This is a genomic window from Paenibacillus sp. 10L310, assembly GCF_056395745.1.
This window is the reverse complement of the sequence record NZ_JBFTKC010000003.1, coordinates 575,869-591,265: the sequence shown is the minus strand read 5'-3', so window position 1 is coordinate 591,265 and position 15,397 is coordinate 575,869. Positions and strand designations below refer to the sequence as shown.

19 protein-coding genes are annotated in these 15,397 nt (G+C 45.5%); all 19 read left to right on the top strand.

Going from position 1 to position 15,397, the window contains the following annotated elements; all coding sequences use genetic code 11:
* Window positions 1–65: 65 nt before the first annotated feature.
* The 19 genes from AC1DE7_RS11725 to spoIVA all read left to right on the top strand — a co-directional run bounded on the left by AC1DE7_RS11725 (window position 66) and on the right by spoIVA (window position 15,286).
* Window positions 66–419, top strand: a complete 354-nt coding sequence (locus AC1DE7_RS11725) for a hypothetical protein (protein WP_036607724.1) — start codon at window positions 66–68, stop codon at window positions 417–419.
* A 187-nt stretch (window positions 420–606) separates the two neighbouring features.
* A complete protein-coding gene (locus AC1DE7_RS11720) occupies window positions 607–1,221 on the top strand; it encodes a genetic competence negative regulator (protein WP_017687675.1) in 615 nt (204 codons plus the stop codon).
* Window positions 1,222–1,264: 43 nt separating this feature from the next.
* Window positions 1,265–1,960: a glutamic-type intramembrane protease PrsW gene (gene prsW / locus AC1DE7_RS11715; protein WP_017687676.1), complete on the top strand. Its 696-nt coding sequence runs from the start codon at window positions 1,265–1,267 to the stop codon at window positions 1,958–1,960.
* Window positions 1,961–2,074: 114 nt separating this feature from the next.
* A complete protein-coding gene (locus AC1DE7_RS11710; RefSeq protein ID WP_164783335.1) occupies window positions 2,075–2,245 on the top strand; it encodes a hypothetical protein in 171 nt (56 codons plus the stop codon).
* 121 nt (window positions 2,246–2,366) lie between these two features.
* Window positions 2,367–3,713, top strand: coding sequence for a germination protein YpeB (ypeB, locus tag AC1DE7_RS11705; protein ID WP_036607717.1), 1,347 nt, complete (start codon window positions 2,367–2,369; stop codon window positions 3,711–3,713).
* 148 nt (window positions 3,714–3,861) lie between these two features.
* Window positions 3,862–4,515: a flagellar brake protein gene (locus AC1DE7_RS11700; protein WP_036672025.1), complete on the top strand. Its 654-nt coding sequence runs from the start codon at window positions 3,862–3,864 to the stop codon at window positions 4,513–4,515.
* A 63-nt stretch (window positions 4,516–4,578) separates the two neighbouring features.
* Window positions 4,579–4,803, top strand: coding sequence for a hypothetical protein (locus tag AC1DE7_RS11695; protein ID WP_076317426.1), 225 nt, complete (start codon window positions 4,579–4,581; stop codon window positions 4,801–4,803).
* A gap of 103 nt (window positions 4,804–4,906) precedes the next feature.
* Complete coding sequence (gene cmk, locus AC1DE7_RS11690; protein WP_036607714.1) at window positions 4,907–5,611, top strand: (d)CMP kinase; 705 nt, start codon at window positions 4,907–4,909, stop codon at window positions 5,609–5,611.
* Window positions 5,608–6,195, top strand: a complete 588-nt coding sequence (locus AC1DE7_RS11685; protein ID WP_036607713.1) for a lysophospholipid acyltransferase family protein — start codon at window positions 5,608–5,610, stop codon at window positions 6,193–6,195. The genes cmk and AC1DE7_RS11685 overlap by 4 nt, the downstream gene beginning before the upstream one ends.
* A gap of 142 nt (window positions 6,196–6,337) precedes the next feature.
* Window positions 6,338–7,552: a 30S ribosomal protein S1 gene (rpsA, locus tag AC1DE7_RS11680; protein WP_036607712.1), complete on the top strand. Its 1,215-nt coding sequence runs from the start codon at window positions 6,338–6,340 to the stop codon at window positions 7,550–7,552.
* Window positions 7,553–7,737: 185 nt separating this feature from the next.
* Window positions 7,738–9,060 carry a ribosome biogenesis GTPase Der gene (gene der / locus AC1DE7_RS11675; RefSeq protein ID WP_017687684.1) on the top strand — a complete coding sequence of 441 codons (1,323 nt, stop codon included), beginning with the start codon at window positions 7,738–7,740 and terminating at the stop codon, window positions 9,058–9,060.
* 11 nt (window positions 9,061–9,071) lie between these two features.
* On the top strand, window positions 9,072–9,695 hold the full coding sequence (gene plsY, locus AC1DE7_RS11670; RefSeq protein ID WP_127549793.1) for a glycerol-3-phosphate 1-O-acyltransferase PlsY: 624 nt from the start codon (window positions 9,072–9,074) through the stop codon (window positions 9,693–9,695).
* Window positions 9,688–10,728 carry an NAD(P)H-dependent glycerol-3-phosphate dehydrogenase gene (locus AC1DE7_RS11665; RefSeq protein WP_477534404.1) on the top strand — a complete coding sequence of 347 codons (1,041 nt, stop codon included), beginning with the start codon at window positions 9,688–9,690 and terminating at the stop codon, window positions 10,726–10,728. The genes plsY and AC1DE7_RS11665 overlap by 8 nt, the downstream gene beginning before the upstream one ends.
* Before the next feature lie 103 nt (window positions 10,729–10,831).
* Window positions 10,832–11,107 (top strand): stage VI sporulation protein F, encoded by a 276-nt coding sequence (locus AC1DE7_RS11660; RefSeq protein WP_017687687.1) that lies wholly within the window; start codon window positions 10,832–10,834, stop codon window positions 11,105–11,107.
* Between the two features lie 173 nt (window positions 11,108–11,280).
* The gene (locus AC1DE7_RS11655) at window positions 11,281–11,460 is read left to right on the top strand and encodes a DUF2768 family protein (protein WP_036607705.1); all 180 of its coding nucleotides are present in this window, start codon (window positions 11,281–11,283) and stop codon (window positions 11,458–11,460) included.
* An 83-nt stretch (window positions 11,461–11,543) separates the two neighbouring features.
* The gene (locus AC1DE7_RS11650) at window positions 11,544–12,161 is read left to right on the top strand and encodes a hypothetical protein (RefSeq protein WP_477534403.1); all 618 of its coding nucleotides are present in this window, start codon (window positions 11,544–11,546) and stop codon (window positions 12,159–12,161) included.
* Window positions 12,162–12,178: 17 nt separating this feature from the next.
* The gene (locus AC1DE7_RS11645; protein ID WP_036607701.1) at window positions 12,179–12,529 is read left to right on the top strand and encodes a 2Fe-2S iron-sulfur cluster-binding protein; all 351 of its coding nucleotides are present in this window, start codon (window positions 12,179–12,181) and stop codon (window positions 12,527–12,529) included.
* Between the two features lie 46 nt (window positions 12,530–12,575).
* A complete protein-coding gene (locus AC1DE7_RS11640) occupies window positions 12,576–13,355 on the top strand; it encodes a hypothetical protein (RefSeq protein ID WP_340984782.1) in 780 nt (259 codons plus the stop codon).
* A gap of 452 nt (window positions 13,356–13,807) precedes the next feature.
* Window positions 13,808–15,286 carry a stage IV sporulation protein A gene (gene spoIVA / locus AC1DE7_RS11635; RefSeq protein ID WP_017687692.1) on the top strand — a complete coding sequence of 493 codons (1,479 nt, stop codon included), beginning with the start codon at window positions 13,808–13,810 and terminating at the stop codon, window positions 15,284–15,286.
* The last annotated feature ends 111 nt before the right edge of the window (window positions 15,287–15,397 follow it).

Here is a 15,397-nt window from a genome sequence, read left to right as displayed (position 1 = left end):
GGAATGAGATCGCTCACTACCGCAAACACTAAATATGATTTTAACACTTGAAGGAGGTTGGTGTAATGAAGGCTTCATCCTTTTTTTGGGGCATTGTCATTGGTGTTGCAGCCAGTTCATGGCTGTCCAAAGGCAAATTGCCCATGATGTCATCGGGTTCATCAAGAAATATGATGGATCAGGCAAAACATAAGATGATGGAAATGACTTTCCCGGGTATGGACGGGTTCACAAGCAAGCAAAATCAACATGGTGAATCCCACAAAAATCCGGCAGCAAAGACCGCAAGAGCAATCACACCGCAGGAAAAAGAAGCGAATATGAGCATGCTCAAAGATTTTATTCGCACCAATCCCGATGTGAAGCATGAAGTTGAGCAAATTTTAAGCCAAACAAACACAACAGTACCGGGTTTATAAACCAAAACCTCCAATTAGAATCATCCACAGTCTTGATTTGCTGTGGAATGATTCTTTTTTTGTCGATTTTACTTCGTGCATTTAGAGGTATAAAATGATAACATAACTACATAGATTTATTTTCAGCACATATTGTTTTGTGCTTCATAATCTGTTATAAGACTTGCTTATAAAGGGGAGATCCTGTATGAAAATAGAACGACTAAGTCACGATAAGATACGGATTTTCCTGACCTTTGACGATCTGAGCGAGCGCGGAATACAAAAAGAAGATATGTGGCAGGAAATACCTAAGGTTCATGAACTGTTCACTGAAATGATGGATCAGGCCTATTCCGAACTTGGATTTGATGCCACAGGTCCACTCGCTGTCGAAGTATTCGCACTTCCCGCTCAAGGGATGGTTGTCATTGTCACACGTGGAAAATATGATCCGCAACAATATGGTTTAGGTCATGAAGATGATCTTCCTGAAGAAGTATATGAAATGGAAGTTACACTCGAGCAAAGCGATTCCATTGTTTATGCATTCAAGGACTTTGAAGTGCTCATTGAAGCTGCACATATGTTGCGTCAGCATGTTACGGATGCTGGGAGACTTTATTCCTATAAAGACAAGTGGTTCTTGCATTTGGAGCCAGATGAGGTAGATTCCACCAAACATGCGGCATTGATTGCCTTGCTTGCTGAATTTGGCGAAGGCTCCTCAGTTACTCCAGCAGTCATGGAAGAGTATGGTAAGGTTGTTATTCCTGCACAAGCGATTGATGTTATCTGCACCCACTTCAAACGCCAGGATTAATCTCTAGTTGTAATCGCGTCTTTAGTCAGAGGAGGGAATTTCGGTGCTTTTGTTTTCGGTCTTAGCGGCAGCAGTTGCTCCGGGTCTCGCCTTGTTAACATACTTTTACCTGAAAGACCGTTATGATTATGAGCCACTTCATATGGTATTGCGGGTTTTCCTCATGGGTATTCTGATGGTACTGCCTGTGATGATTATTCAGCGTGGCATGATGATGTGGCTCGGGGATAATCCTTATCTTGAGGCCATTATGATCTCAGGTGGTGTGGAGGAATTCGTTAAATGGTTCGTACTTTATCATATCATCTATAATCACACCGAATTTGATGAGCCGTATGACGGGATCTTATATGCAGTCGCTGTTTCACTTGGATTTGCCACTGTTGAGAATGTGTTGTATGCCTTTGCGGGGAATGCATCCGTCTCAGCCATGTTCCTTCGGGCACTGCTCCCTGTTTCAGGGCACGCTATGTTTGCGGTAATCATGGGTTATTATATGGGTAAAGCCAAGTTTATCGGTGGTAAGAAAAAGCGGTGGTATCTGGTTCTTTCTCTGGTGTTACCTTTTTTCTGGCATGCATTGTACGATGTCATCATGAACACCATGGTGAATCATTGGTTGTGGTTTATAGCGCCGCTAATGGCGGGCCTGTGGTATGGGGCAATGGGTAAAATCACACGAGCTAATAACCGTTCTCCTTTTCGTTTTGTGAAGCGGGAGGAAGAGGTTAAATTATAAAAATACGGACACACTGGTGGACATAAAGCGCATATTGCGCCTATGACTCCGGTGTGTTTTTATTTTTACAGATAAACTCCCGGGGAATGACCGACAGAAACGGAGATCGTTGTGATGAGAATTAAAATTAAAATCAGATGCAAACAATGCGGTGAACGATTTACATTACGAGGCAAGAAAGATCGGGGCCGGATTGAGACGGGATTCAAGCAGTGCCTATGTGATAACAGAGACCAGTTCGAAATTGAAGAAGAGGGCATGGCAACTGGGATTCAGCTGAATTAAAAGGAGGACCCAAACGCTACTTTAGCAGCCTGCTTGTGTAAGGACTGGAAATCGCATGCATAAGAGATCTTTCTTCGATCCACAATAGAGGTAGTGGTTTAGAAGAAAGGAGACTCTACCGATGTATAAACGATTAAGTTCAGTTATGTTTCCGATATTTGCGGTTCTGCTGGTCGGTGCGCTCGTGTGGGGCTATCAGGAGAATCAGGAGAAGAATGCAATTCTGATCAAGGCAGAGAATCAATATCAGCGTGCATTTCACGATTTATCTTTTCATATGGACAAATTGCATTCGGAGATTGGCAACACCTTGGCGGTTCACTCTACATCACAGGGGATGCATCGCAAAGGTCTGATGAATGTATGGCGACTCACCAGTGAAGCGCAGAATGAGATCAACCAACTGCCACTCACCATGCTGCCATTTAACGAGACAGAGGAGTTTCTCTCGCGTATTTCCAACTTTGCCTATCGGGCGTCGATGCGTGACTTGACGAACGAACCGCTAAGTGAGAAGGAAATGGGCAACCTGAAAAAGCTGTATCAGAATTCATCCGAGATTACCAAGAATCTGCAGGATGTGCAGCAGAAAGTCCTGACGGACCGATTGCGCTGGATGGATGCAGAGACTGCCATGGCAACACAAGAGCAAACCATGGACAACACGATCGTTGATGGTTTTCGTACTGTAAACAAAAAGGTACAGGAATACCCGGAGCTTGATTGGGGTCCTTCCGTATCCAACATCTATGCAAAACGATCAGTCAAGAAACTGGACGGCTTGCCGGTGACCAAAGAACAGATTCAGAGCAAGGCTGCAAAATTCTCTGATGCGGATCGTAGCAAAATCCAAGTGCAGGAGAACGGCAAAGGAACAGACTGGGAGTCCTACACTGCCACGATTGATCATGCCAACAATGGCAAACTGATGATGGATTTCACCCGTAATGGCGGAATGCTGATCTCTTACAGTGATACGCGTCCAATCGGAACCAAAAAAGTGTCTCGTCAGAATGCCATGGCTAAAGCAGATCAATTTCTAATGAACAAAGGCTATAAGGATATGAAGGCTGTAAACTACGATGAATATGGTAATCTGGGTAACCTTACTTATGTGCGTAAGCAAGGGGACACCTTGATTTATCCCGAGAAAATGTCAGTTCGTGTTGGTTTGGATACAGGCGAAGTAACCGGCTTCCAGGCGAGTGACTTTGTTTACGAACATAATGACATGCGCAAAATTCCGAAAGCAACTCTTACGGAGCAACAGGCGCGGAAAAAGCTTAATTCGGAGTTCGAAGAAAATTATGTTCGCAAATCCCTGATTGAGAATGATTACAGCAAAGAAGTATTGTGTTATGAATTCGGAGGGAAAATTAACGGTTCTCGTTACCGGATATACATTAATGCGAATACAGGAATAGAAGAAGCGGTTGAAGAGATCAAACCGGTCAATGCAACCTCATAAAAAGATGGATAATTTGAATTTGAAGTTGAGCGAATAACTGCGGCAGACCACGATGTGGTCTGTTTTTTTCTTGTTCAATGTGAGAAAGGTCATGGTATAATAGTCCTTGTACATACGAAGATAAATACATAAAGTGGCGGTGAACAGCTTGTTTCCGAAAATAAATGAAATTTTATACATCCACATTGCTTCTGCAGATGAAAAAGAGGAACACAAAGAGTACAAATCACGCATTGCAGATATGGATGACAGCAGTTTTCTGATTGAGGTCCCGATGCAACAAGGAAGCAGCCGTCTGAAAAGGCTCTTTTTCGGAGATGAATTGTCCATTTCATATATTACGGAGGATGGGGTCCGGCATTATTTTAATACCTACGTCACGGGATTTGAGGAAGATGTGGTCCGTCTTGTCCGTATCCGCAAACCGCTTCCGAGCGATATATCCAAAATACAACGGCGCAGCTTTCTTCGTGTTCATGCAAACCTCGAATTGGCCATCCAGAGTGAAGATCTGACCCGTGCTGTCGGATTGACTGAAGATATTGGCGGTGGTGGATTGTCCATCTACGGCGAAACAGGTTTCTCAATAGCTGAAGGTCAAAAATTGAAATGCTGGTTGCTGGTTCCCTACCGGAATTCAACCATTGAACATGTGAATTTTGAAGCTGAAGTTGTGCGGATCAAAACCCTGGAAACTGGCAGACAGCTATGCATGCTGAAATTTGTGCAGATTTCAGATTCGGAGCGCCAGAAAATTATCAAGTTTTGTTTTGAGCGGCAACTTGACTATCGCACGAAATAGGAATGTTGTGGCATAAAGATAGGGAACTGTGGGTACCGTAATGAAAAAAACGGAGGTATTGCCTTGAATCGTCGTCATGCAACCCGCAGATATGAACGACTTTATTATGTTTTCTCCAGGCGAATGGAACGAAAGGTTACGATTCTGATTACAGTCCTTCTAATCCTGCTTGTGGTATATCAATTGCTGCTGTTGGTACCAGGCTTCAAAAAGAATTTGACCACCATTGACCGCCTGGAAGGAACGCCAATTGAAGTGCAAACGATGAATGATTACAAACGTCGTTGATTTGTCTGTTTTTGCATCCATGTGTAGAGTGTGGTATAATTTTCACGATGCAGGCAATGCCTGTTTTTTTATTGAGGTTTATCGTTTGAGGAGGAATGCCCCGTTGGCAAGCCAGAACACATCAGAGAACGGGAAAATGAACGTTGCAATTGACGGACCTGCCGGTGCCGGGAAAAGCACGGTGGCCCGATTGGTTGCAGAGGCGCTCGCGTATGTATACGTCGACACAGGCGCAATGTACCGTGCGGTAACCTTGCATATGCTTCGGAAAGGTATTACACCGGAAGATGTGACACAGGTACTTCAGGAAGCCCAAAAGCTGGTCATTGATTTACAACCGGATCCCGACGGACAGAAAGTGTTCTGTAATGGGGAAGAAGTAACCTCGGAAATCCGCTCCCGTGAAGTGACGGGAATCGTGTCCCGATATGCGCAAATCGAGGGGCTGCGTACGCAATTAGTGGATACTCAGCGGCAAATGGCTTTGCGCAAGGGCGTCGTCATGGATGGACGCGATATCGGAACGACAGTACTGCCCGATGCGGAAGTGAAAATCTTCATGACTGCCAGTGTGGAAGAGCGTGCGCTTCGCCGCTTCAAAGAACTGGACCCCTCTGAAGGACTGACGTTGCAACAGCTGGAGCGAGACATTGCCACCCGTGACAGATTGGATGAGAATCGGGAAATTTCCCCATTGCGTTGTGCTGAGGATGCTATCGTCCTTGATACAACGGAGATGAACATTCATGAAGTGGTTGACAAAATCGTATCTTATTGCACAATGGTCAGAGGAGAGATCGGTCTATGATTTACACATTTTGCAGCACATTACTGCGGATCATTTATACCATTCTTTTCCGCTTGGAGGCCGTTGGACGGGAGAATATTCCGAAAGAAGGCGGCGTACTTTTATGTTCCAATCATATTAGTAACTTCGATCCTCCAACCGTTGGTATCAAACTTCGCCGTCAGGTACGTTTCATGGCCAAAAGCGAATTGTTTGAAATTCCGGTACTCGGCCGAATTATTAAAGCCGTGGGCGCTTTCCCCGTTAAACGTGGAGGTGTCAGCAAGGAATCCATCAAAACCTCACTCAATATTTTGCGTGATGGTCAAGTGCTTGGAATCTTCCCCTCGGGAAGCCGTCACAATGATGGAGGTATCGGCAAAAAAGGGGCAGCGAGTTTTGCTCTCCGCAGTGGCGCTACAGTTATTCCTACTGCTATTATCGGTAACTACAAAGTTTTTCGTAAGATGAAAGTTGTATATGGAGCACCAGTAAGTTTGGACGAGTTCAAGGAAGACCCATCTGGAGAAGCTCTGGAGAAGGCGACTGAAAAGATTATGTCCAAGATTAACGAAATGGTGCAAACGGGCGTGCCAAGCAAGTAATGGCTTCGTCGGTAGCTGAGTGCATGTTTCCATATTTTTGAGGGAGACTAAAGCTTGAGCACTCAGTGATGAAAGTGTTTTGAACTCTGCTACAGGCAGGTTTGAATATAATGGGGTTTTTGAATTGAGGAGGGTATTTGACATGTCGGAAGAAATGAAAAATCAAGAAGCAACCCAAGATGAGTTGGATCAATTCGTTTCCTTGAAAAAAGGAGATACCGTAAAAGGAACCATCGTCAAATTGGAAGATAACCAAGCCTATGTGAGCATTGGATATAAATATGACGGTGTCATTCCAATTCGTGAACTGTCTTCATTACATGTTGACAGCGCGTCTGACGCAGTAGAAGTTGGACAAGAAGTTGAAGCTAAAGTCCTTAGCATCGACGACGAGAAAGAAAAACTCGTTCTGTCCAAACGTGCAATCGACAGCGAAAACGCATGGGATCAATTGCAAAAGCATTTTGAAGACCAAGACGTATTCGAAGTTGTTGTAGGTGATGTTGTTAAAGGCGGTCTGGTAGCAGACGTGGGCGTACGTGGATTTATCCCGGCTTCCATGGTTGAACGCCATTTCGTTGAAGACTTCAGCGACTACAAAGGACGCACACTGCGTGTTAAAGTGAAAGAGATCGACCGTGAGAACAACAAAGTGATCCTTTCCCAAAAAGACGTACTGGAGCAAGAATTCGAAGCAAACAAAGCTACAGTAATGGCTGGTTTGCAAGAAGGTCAAGTGATCGAAGGTACAGTACAACGTTTGACTCAATTCGGTGCATTTGTTGATGTGGGCGGAGTTGACGGTTTGGTTCACGTATCCGAGCTGGCTTGGACACACGTTGAAAAACCATCCGACGTACTGTCTGAAGGTGATAAAGTTAGTGTGAAAGTGCTGAAAGTTGATCCTGAAAAAGGCAAAATCAGCCTGAGCATGAAAGCTGTTCAACCAGGTCCTTGGGAAACAGCAAGCGAAAAATTCAATTCCAGCGATATCGTAACAGGTGTTGTAAAACGTCTGGTAGACTTCGGTGCATTTGTTGAAATCGCTCCTGGTGTTGAGGGACTTGTGCATATCTCGCAAATCTCCCACAAACACATCGGCACTCCTCATGAAGTGCTGAAAGAAGGACAAGAAGTTCAAGTTAAAATCTTGGACATGAACCCTTCTGAGCAACGTGTAAGCTTGAGCATCAAAGAAACAGAAGAAGCTCCAGCTCAACCACAAAAATCAGAAAGACCTTCAAGAAACAACGCTCCGCGTGAAGAAATCAACAATCCAAACGTTTCCTTGAACAATCAAGGTATGAGCACTACGCTTGGAGAACTGTTTGGAGACAAACTCAGCAAATTCAAATAAGTTAACAATGCATGGTTCTAAGTTATATACTGCATATTTTGCTGAATAACAAAAGCAAGATCGGCGAGCCCAAGGCGGGTTCGCCGATTGTTTTTATTGCGAGTAATTTGGCATGAAACGTTAGCCAAGATATATCTTTTTTGCTATGATGAGTATCGTAAGTATGGACAGGAGGAGTGGAATGTATGGCAAGACCCGTTGTGGCAATTGTCGGACGACCGAACGTGGGTAAATCCACCATTTTCAATCGGATCATCGGCGACAGACTGGCCATTGTGGAAGACAAGCCGGGCATTACCCGTGACCGTATATATGGAATCGGTGAATGGAACGGTAAACCATTTAGTATCATTGATACAGGTGGTATCGAAATTGATGGTGAAGATGTAATCTTAAAATCGATTCGGATGCAAGCAGAGCTCGCTATTGAAGAAGCGGATGTTATTGTATTCATGTGTGATGCAAAAGCAGGTATTACGCAATCGGATGAAGAGGTAGCAGAGATGCTCTACCGCTCAGGCAAGCCTATTGTTGTAGCCGTTAACAAAGTGGATAATATCGGACGAAGTGAGCTCATTTATGAGTTTTATGGATTTGGTTTCGGTGATCCCATCGGCGTATCCGGAAGTCACGGTACAGGTGTAGGTGACTTGCTTGATGCAATTGTGGAGAAGTTGCCAGAACTTGAGGAAGAGACTTACGATGAAGATGTCATTCGTGTAGCTCTGATCGGACGTCCTAATGTGGGTAAATCTTCACTGGTGAACGCTATTCTGGGTGAAGAGCGTGTCATTGTAAGTGACGTGGCTGGAACGACCCGGGATGCGATTGATACACCTTTTGAAAAAGACGGCCAACGTTACGTGCTGATTGATACAGCAGGTATGCGTAAGCGTGGTAAAGTATATGAAACAACTGAGAAATACAGTGTAATGCGTGCGATGCGTGCGATTGAGCGTGCAGATGTTGTTCTGATTGTCATTAATGGTGAAGAAGGCATTATTGAACAGGACAAGCATATTGCAGGATATGCATTCGAAGCTGGTAAAGCGTCATTGTTTGTTGTGAACAAATGGGACGTGGTAGAGAAGCATGACAAAACGATGAAAGAGTTTGAGAGAAAAATTCGGGATCACTTCCTGTTTATGACTTATGCTCCAGTCGTATTCTTGTCAGCCCTCACAAAACAACGCTTACAAAAATTGTTACCGGTTGTGAAAAGGGTAGCAGATCAACACTCGTTACGTGTACAAACACATCTACTTAACGATGTGGTGTCTGATGCGGTTGCAATTAACCCTCCGCCAACGGATAAAGGACGGAGAATGAGAATTAACTATGTGACTCAGGTTGCCGTTAAGCCACCGACCATGGTTGTTTTTGTGAACGATCCGGAATTGATGCACTTCTCATATGAGCGCTACCTGGAGAATAAAATCCGTGCAGCGTTTGACTTCGAAGGAACACCAATTCGCATATTTACTCGGAAGAAGTCCGACGAAAGTTAGGGGAGAAGTGTGTGATTTTACAAATCGCAGCGATTGTACTGAGTTATCTGCTCGGTTCGATCAGCTTTAGTGTCCTCCTTGCCAAAGCGATACGGGGGATCGATATTCGTCAGCACGGAAGCGGAAACGCGGGAGCTACCAATACATTGCGTATTTTGGGTAAAGGACCAGCAGTTGCTGTTCTGTTACTTGATGTACTTAAGGGTGTTGCAGCTGTATGGATTGGAATCTGGCTGAGCGGCGGTTCTGCCTGGATTCCTGCACTCAGTGGTATAGCAGCCATTGCAGGACATAACTGGCCGCTTTACTTCCATTTTCGTGGAGGAAAAGGCATTGCCACAGCCATTGGTGTTCTGGTAAGTCTTGCTTTCCTGCCTGCGTTATGTGCTGGGGTGATCGCCATTCTGTCTATTGTATTGACACGCTATGTTTCATTGGGGTCTCTGATTTTTGTAGCATTTACACCCATCTTTATCATGGTATTACCCGGATATTCAATGAATATCTTCTGGGGGAGTCTGATTATTTGTCTGTTTGCGTTCTGGAGACATCGTACCAATATTGCGAAGCTCGCCAAAGGACAGGAAAATAAATTGGGATCGAAAAACCCTGGAGGGGGTAAACGAGTTGTCTAAAAAAGTTGCTGTTCTAGTCGCTGGGAGCTGGGGAACAGCTCTCGCCAGTGTACTCGCCGCCAATCAGTTGGATGTGATGATGTGGACACGTGGTGAAGACCAAGCTAACGAAATCAATAACAAGCACACTAATACTCGCTATCTTCCGGATGCGGAGCTTTCAACACGGATTCAAGCAACAACTGATATGGAAGTTGCGGTGGAAGGCGCTATAGCTGTGTTAATTGTTGCGCCTTCATCAGCCATGCGTGCAGTTACGAACCAGCTTAAGGCTTATTACAAGCCTGAGATGTTAGTCATTCATGCAACCAAAGGTTTTGAGACAGAAAGCCTCAAACGGATGTCCACAGTCATTTCAAAAGAGCTTGAATGTGAAGAAGGACGTGTGGTTGTTCTTTCTGGTCCAAGCCATGCGGAAGAAGTGGTGAAGCGTTGTCCAACGACGGTGGTTGTAGCTTCACTGGATAAGGCATCTGCCGAGTCTGCCCAAGCTTTGTTTATGAATGCTTATTTCCGGGTTTACACGAATCGGGATATGATCGGTGTTGAGTTGGCGGGTGCATTCAAAAATATCATTGCTCTTGGTGCAGGTATGTCGGATGGTCTTCAATTTGGTGATAATGCCAAAGCCGCTTTGCTAACACGTGGTTTGGCAGAGATCACACGTATTGGTGTTGAGATGGGAGCAAATCCGCTAACGTTTTCGGGACTTGCTGGAATCGGGGATCTGGTTGTAACGGCTACAAGTCAGCATAGTCGGAACTGGAGAGCAGGTTCCATGTTGGGCCAGGGACAGAAGCTGGATGATGTTCTGAAGTCCATGGGCATGGTGGTAGAAGGCATTCGAACTACGCAAGCTGCCTATTTCATCTCACAAAAATACGGTGTACAAATGCCAATTGCGGATCAGTTATATCACGTTTTATTCCAGGAGAGACAGCCACGTGATGCGGTTGAAGCCTTGATGGGACGTGACCCGAAGACTGAAATGGAAGTCATGAAGCTTGAAACCTGGGAGCAATGGCATTCCTGATTGTAATCAGCCTAAACGTACCTTGTGAAATAAGAAGCTTATTCACCTTTTCTGTAGCAGACTCATACTATACACATGAGTATTGCCGGAGGAGGGGAGACGAATGGGTAACAACATTTCCAAAGATGCACTGAATGCAATCAACAAGAAAACGGGTAAAACGATAACGGAAGGTGCCGTTAAGAAATTGGCAAGCACGGTGAAACCAACGACGATTCAAAATGAAGCTCAGTTGCGCCAATTGATCAAACAAGTATCCGCCATGGCGAAAGTTCCGGTATCTGAGGATACGGTTAAGGATATTGTGAGTGCGGTCAAGAAAAGCGGATTGAATCCGAGCAGTATGGAATCGTTAATGAAAATGATGATGAAAAAATAATAGATCACACCTGCATGTGCAGGTGATCCAGTAAGACAAAAAGACGAGTCGGCTTCTGCCGGCTTGCTTTTTTGTCTTTTTTTTGGAAAGTTGAGCTGAATTTCGTGTTATAATGGTTGCAATTGTCACAGTGTCAGTGATGAATATCGGACTGAAGGGGAGACTGCTGGATTATGAGTGCAATGGACAAGATGTGGCTGTCATTGGTGGCCATCCTCATTATGGGACTATCTGTATTCCTGATTACGTTTGCTCGTGCCAAAACAAAAGGTATTGTACGGGGGATTCTTTCTCTGATTGCATTTTTGATTATGCTGATTGGCTTGTTCGGTGGAATCGCTTCTCTGACCTGATTTCCCATGCCTGAAGGATAACATCCGCATAAGCACATCATAAGAACTGACACAATGAACACGGATGAGGGGAGTGTGAGCCTATGGGGCCGCATGATACGGAGGGTCGGACAGAGCGTTATCCGGAATTACACGCGGCTTTGCTGGAAACGACCAAAGCCTGGAACACACAGCCACAGACATGGTTACTTGGAGGAAGTTGTGGGTTGCTGCTTCAAGGAGTGGAGTTGCAACAGGCTCCGAGAGATATTGATATCTATGCGGATGTTGCTGCTGCTAAAGAACTTCACCGTAGCGCTCCAGGGGAAATGCTTGACGAGCCTACAGTGGATAAGACAGGACCGTATGCTTCTCTGCTGAGCCACTATCAGGTGGGTGAATGTGCGCTGGAACTGGTTGGTGGTTTCGAAATATGGGCTCGCAAAAGTTGGTACCGTATTGAGATTGAACATGTACTTGCTCCGCATGCACCAGTAGCACAAGTGGGTTCATATAGCCTGCGACTGATGCCGCTTGCGCATGAGCTTTTGTTTAATCTGCTACGAGGTCGTGAAGATCGTTATGTCCCCATTGCGAAACAGATGCGCGAGCAGCCAGATGCACATCAACCTATAATGATGCTGTTAAGTCAACAGAATGTCTGGACAAGCCGCTTCAGAGCCGAAGTGGAAGAGCTTGTTGGCTTTACATGGCCCCAGTAGGTTGAGGGAGGAAAATGATGGACTATAAAGTTACTTTTTTACCTATGAACAAATCGATAGCGCTCAAACCAGGGGCAACACTTCTGCATGCAGCACGACGTGCTGGAGTCAAGATTACGACCCGATGTGATGGCAAAGCGGCTTGCCTGATGTGCAAAGTGAACGTGGATGAAGAACATCGGACGGAACTGTATCCACCAACAGATGCAGAAAAGCGCAAGCTGGGTTCACTGTTGGAAGCAGGTACACGACTGTCCTGTCAGGCCAAGGTGTGTGGATCTCTATCGGTTCATGTTCCAGAGGACCCGCTGAAGGCAGCCATTCGGAAACAACTGGAACGTCAACAACAGGAAGACGACTGGTTCTGAGCGTTATGACATTGATTCTCTAATGAGTTATTCAAGGAGGACACGAATGATTAGGAACAAGCCAAAATGTGTGGAAGGAAGCGGACGGCAGCGTCTGAAACATCAGACGGGCGGTCTGCTGTTATTCCTGTTGTTTGCTTTTACAGCAAGTGGTTGTATGTATCCATCCCAGAGCAATTCAGACCCTAAGATAGCCTATCGGGAAAGCGTGAGCCGCATCCAGAGTGCGGTCGAGGCATTTCAGCAAGATGAGGGGATTTTGCCAATCATCAATGCAGATATGGAAACGCCAAAATATGAAAAGTTCAGAGTGGACCTGCCCAAGTTGAAACAACTGGGGTATCTGGATGAAATACCGGGGACTGCTTTTGAAAGTGGTGGGAGCGCTTACTTCCTTATTCAGGACGAAGAAGTGAATCCGACCATTAAAGTGATGGATCTTCTGACCGTACAGAAAGTAAACGATGTGCAACGAATGGTTAATCAATATAAGTCCGTACATAACAATAAGCTGCCAAGCGGGGAAGAACTGTATCCGGGGTTATATGTTGTGAATATGGAGCAGGCTGCTCAGGCAGGTACTCCTTCCATTACGCTGAATAGTGTATATTCAGGTCAGGCGTTACCGTTTATGATGGATGACGAAGGCAAGGTCTATGTAGATTATGCTTTTGATATTATGCAGGCAGTGGAAAAGTCTGACGTGTCTCCAGCAGAGACTGAAGATGTTCGGGATTTGCTGGTGGAACACTCCTACTTCGTACCTGTAAAATCGGTTTTCTACGCTTGGAAAAATAATGCGCCGGTTGCCCAGCCCATAAAATAAGCATGGTTGCAATTCAAATGATTTAGCTGTATGACCACCATGGCTCTAATGGTAAAAAGAGATATTCCAAATAAGGGATATCTCTTTTTTCTTTTGTCAGTATGAGCAATAACCGTCATAAAAGCTTCGCGGATCACATAAAGTAGATTGAAATAAAGACGCGCAGTCCGAGATCGGGGGATTCTCCTAATGTCATCACCTTAAGATAAAAAAACAAAAATACGCGTCATATTGCCGCATACGGATACATAAGATGATACTAGTCCAATTGCATGTACGAGTTAACGCCGCTCTCGCCGGTTTCATCAGAATGCAACGTTCGGCGGCGGACGACTTCCGGGCACTCACAAAGGCGGCTCTACCGTTGCAGGGATTTCAGTCTTCTGATTGAAAAAACGAAGCGGATGCTCTTTAGCATTTTTCCTTCGGAGTAATTTAGGGAGGGGATTTCATTGGAGAAAGTGGACATTTTTAAGGACATAGCTGAGCGGACCGGAGGGGATATTTATCTCGGGGTTGTCGGCGCAGTCCGGACGGGAAAATCAACATTTATTAAACGATTCATGGAAACGATCGTATTGCCTAACATCGCAAGCGAGGCTGATCGTGCCCGTGCAGTGGATGAACTTCCACAAAGTGCAGCAGGCAAAACCATCATGACAACCGAGCCAAAATTTGTACCGAATAACGCAGTCCAGATCAAGGTGGCAGAAGGACTTGATGTCAATGTGCGCCTTGTGGATTGTGTAGGTTACGCGGTGGAAGGAGCCAAGGGATACGAGGATGAGAATGGTCCACGCATGATCTCCACGCCTTGGTTCGAGGAACCAATTCCATTCCAGGAAGCCGCCGAAATTGGTACTCGCAAAGTCATTCAGGAGCATTCTACACTGGGTGTTGTGGTAACAACAGACGGCACAATCGCCGAAATCGCCCGCAGCTCCTATGTGGAATCTGAAGAACGGGTCATTGCGGAATTAAAAGAAGTGGGTAAACCGTTTGTCCTGGTCATCAACTCCACTCGGCCTCGTAGTGAAGAAGCCCTGCAATTGCGTAGTGAGCTTGCTGCCAAATACGACATTCCGGTGATGACACTCAGTGCAGCGACCATGACGGAAGATGATGTGACGGGTGTACTTCGTGAAGTGCTCTATGAGTTCCCTGTGCATGAAGTGAATGTAAACTTGCCGAGCTGGGTTATGGTACTCAATGAGACTCACTGGCTGCGTAGCAACTACGAAAATTCCGTACGGGATACCGTTAAGGACATTCGCAGACTTCGTGACGTGGATCGGGTTGTCGCACAGTTCATGGAATATGAATTCATTGATCGCGCAGGCCTGAGTGGCATGAATATGGGGCAAGGTGTAGCCGAAATTGACCTGTACGCGCCGGATGAACTGTATGATCAGATTCTCGTGGAAGTGGTTGGCATCGAGATTCGCGGTAAGGATCATCTGCTGCAATTGATGCAGGAATTCTCGCATGCGAAGAGAGAATACGACCGCTTCGCAGAAGCGCTGGAGATGGTCAAAACGACCGGATATGGCATTGCTGCTCCATCTCTCGCCGAGATGGCTCTGGATGAACCTGAGCTCATTCGTCAGGGCACCAAATTTGGCGTACGTCTGAAAGCAACGGCACCGTCCATTCACATGATCCGGGTTGATGTAGAATCTGAATTCGCACCAATTATCGGTACGGAGAAACAAAGTGAGGAACTGGTGAGATACCTGATGCAGGACTTCGAGAACGATCCGATCAAGGTATGGGATTCAGACATGTTTGGTCGTTCACTGCACTCCATTGTGCGAGAAGGTATCCAGGGCAAGATTGCCATGATGCCGGATAATGCAAGATACAAATTGCAAGAGACGCTGGGAAGAATCATTAACGAAGGTTCGGGCGGCTTGATCGCTATCATTCTGTAAGACATCAAAAGACCGTAAGGGGGCATCCCCTCGCGGTCTTTTTTACGTGATTTCTTTATTTTGGATGAAATGGATAGGAAGAATAGTACTTTCGAAAAAACTTAGCGAGTT

What these genes read in the sequence shown, in the direction of transcription:
- AC1DE7_RS11725 (WP_036607724.1), top strand. Translation starts at nt 66, where the DNA reads ATGAAGGCTTCATCCTTTTTTTGGGGCATTGTCATTGGTGTTGCAGCC.
- AC1DE7_RS11720 (WP_017687675.1), top strand. Translation starts at nt 607, where the DNA reads ATGAAAATAGAACGACTAAGTCACGATAAGATACGGATTTTCCTGACC.
- AC1DE7_RS11710 (WP_164783335.1), top strand. Translation starts at nt 2,075, where the DNA reads ATGAGAATTAAAATTAAAATCAGATGCAAACAATGCGGTGAACGATTT.
- ypeB (WP_036607717.1), top strand. Translation starts at nt 2,367, where the DNA reads ATGTATAAACGATTAAGTTCAGTTATGTTTCCGATATTTGCGGTTCTG.
- AC1DE7_RS11685 (WP_036607713.1), top strand. Translation starts at nt 5,608, where the DNA reads ATGATTTACACATTTTGCAGCACATTACTGCGGATCATTTATACCATT.
- rpsA (WP_036607712.1), top strand. Translation starts at nt 6,338, where the DNA reads ATGTCGGAAGAAATGAAAAATCAAGAAGCAACCCAAGATGAGTTGGAT.
- der (WP_017687684.1), top strand. Translation starts at nt 7,738, where the DNA reads ATGGCAAGACCCGTTGTGGCAATTGTCGGACGACCGAACGTGGGTAAA.
- AC1DE7_RS11660 (WP_017687687.1), top strand. Translation starts at nt 10,832, where the DNA reads ATGGGTAACAACATTTCCAAAGATGCACTGAATGCAATCAACAAGAAA.
- AC1DE7_RS11655 (WP_036607705.1), top strand. Translation starts at nt 11,281, where the DNA reads ATGAGTGCAATGGACAAGATGTGGCTGTCATTGGTGGCCATCCTCATT.
- AC1DE7_RS11650 (WP_477534403.1), top strand. Translation starts at nt 11,544, where the DNA reads ATGGGGCCGCATGATACGGAGGGTCGGACAGAGCGTTATCCGGAATTA.
- AC1DE7_RS11645 (WP_036607701.1), top strand. Translation starts at nt 12,179, where the DNA reads ATGGACTATAAAGTTACTTTTTTACCTATGAACAAATCGATAGCGCTC.
- AC1DE7_RS11640 (WP_340984782.1), top strand. Translation starts at nt 12,576, where the DNA reads ATGATTAGGAACAAGCCAAAATGTGTGGAAGGAAGCGGACGGCAGCGT.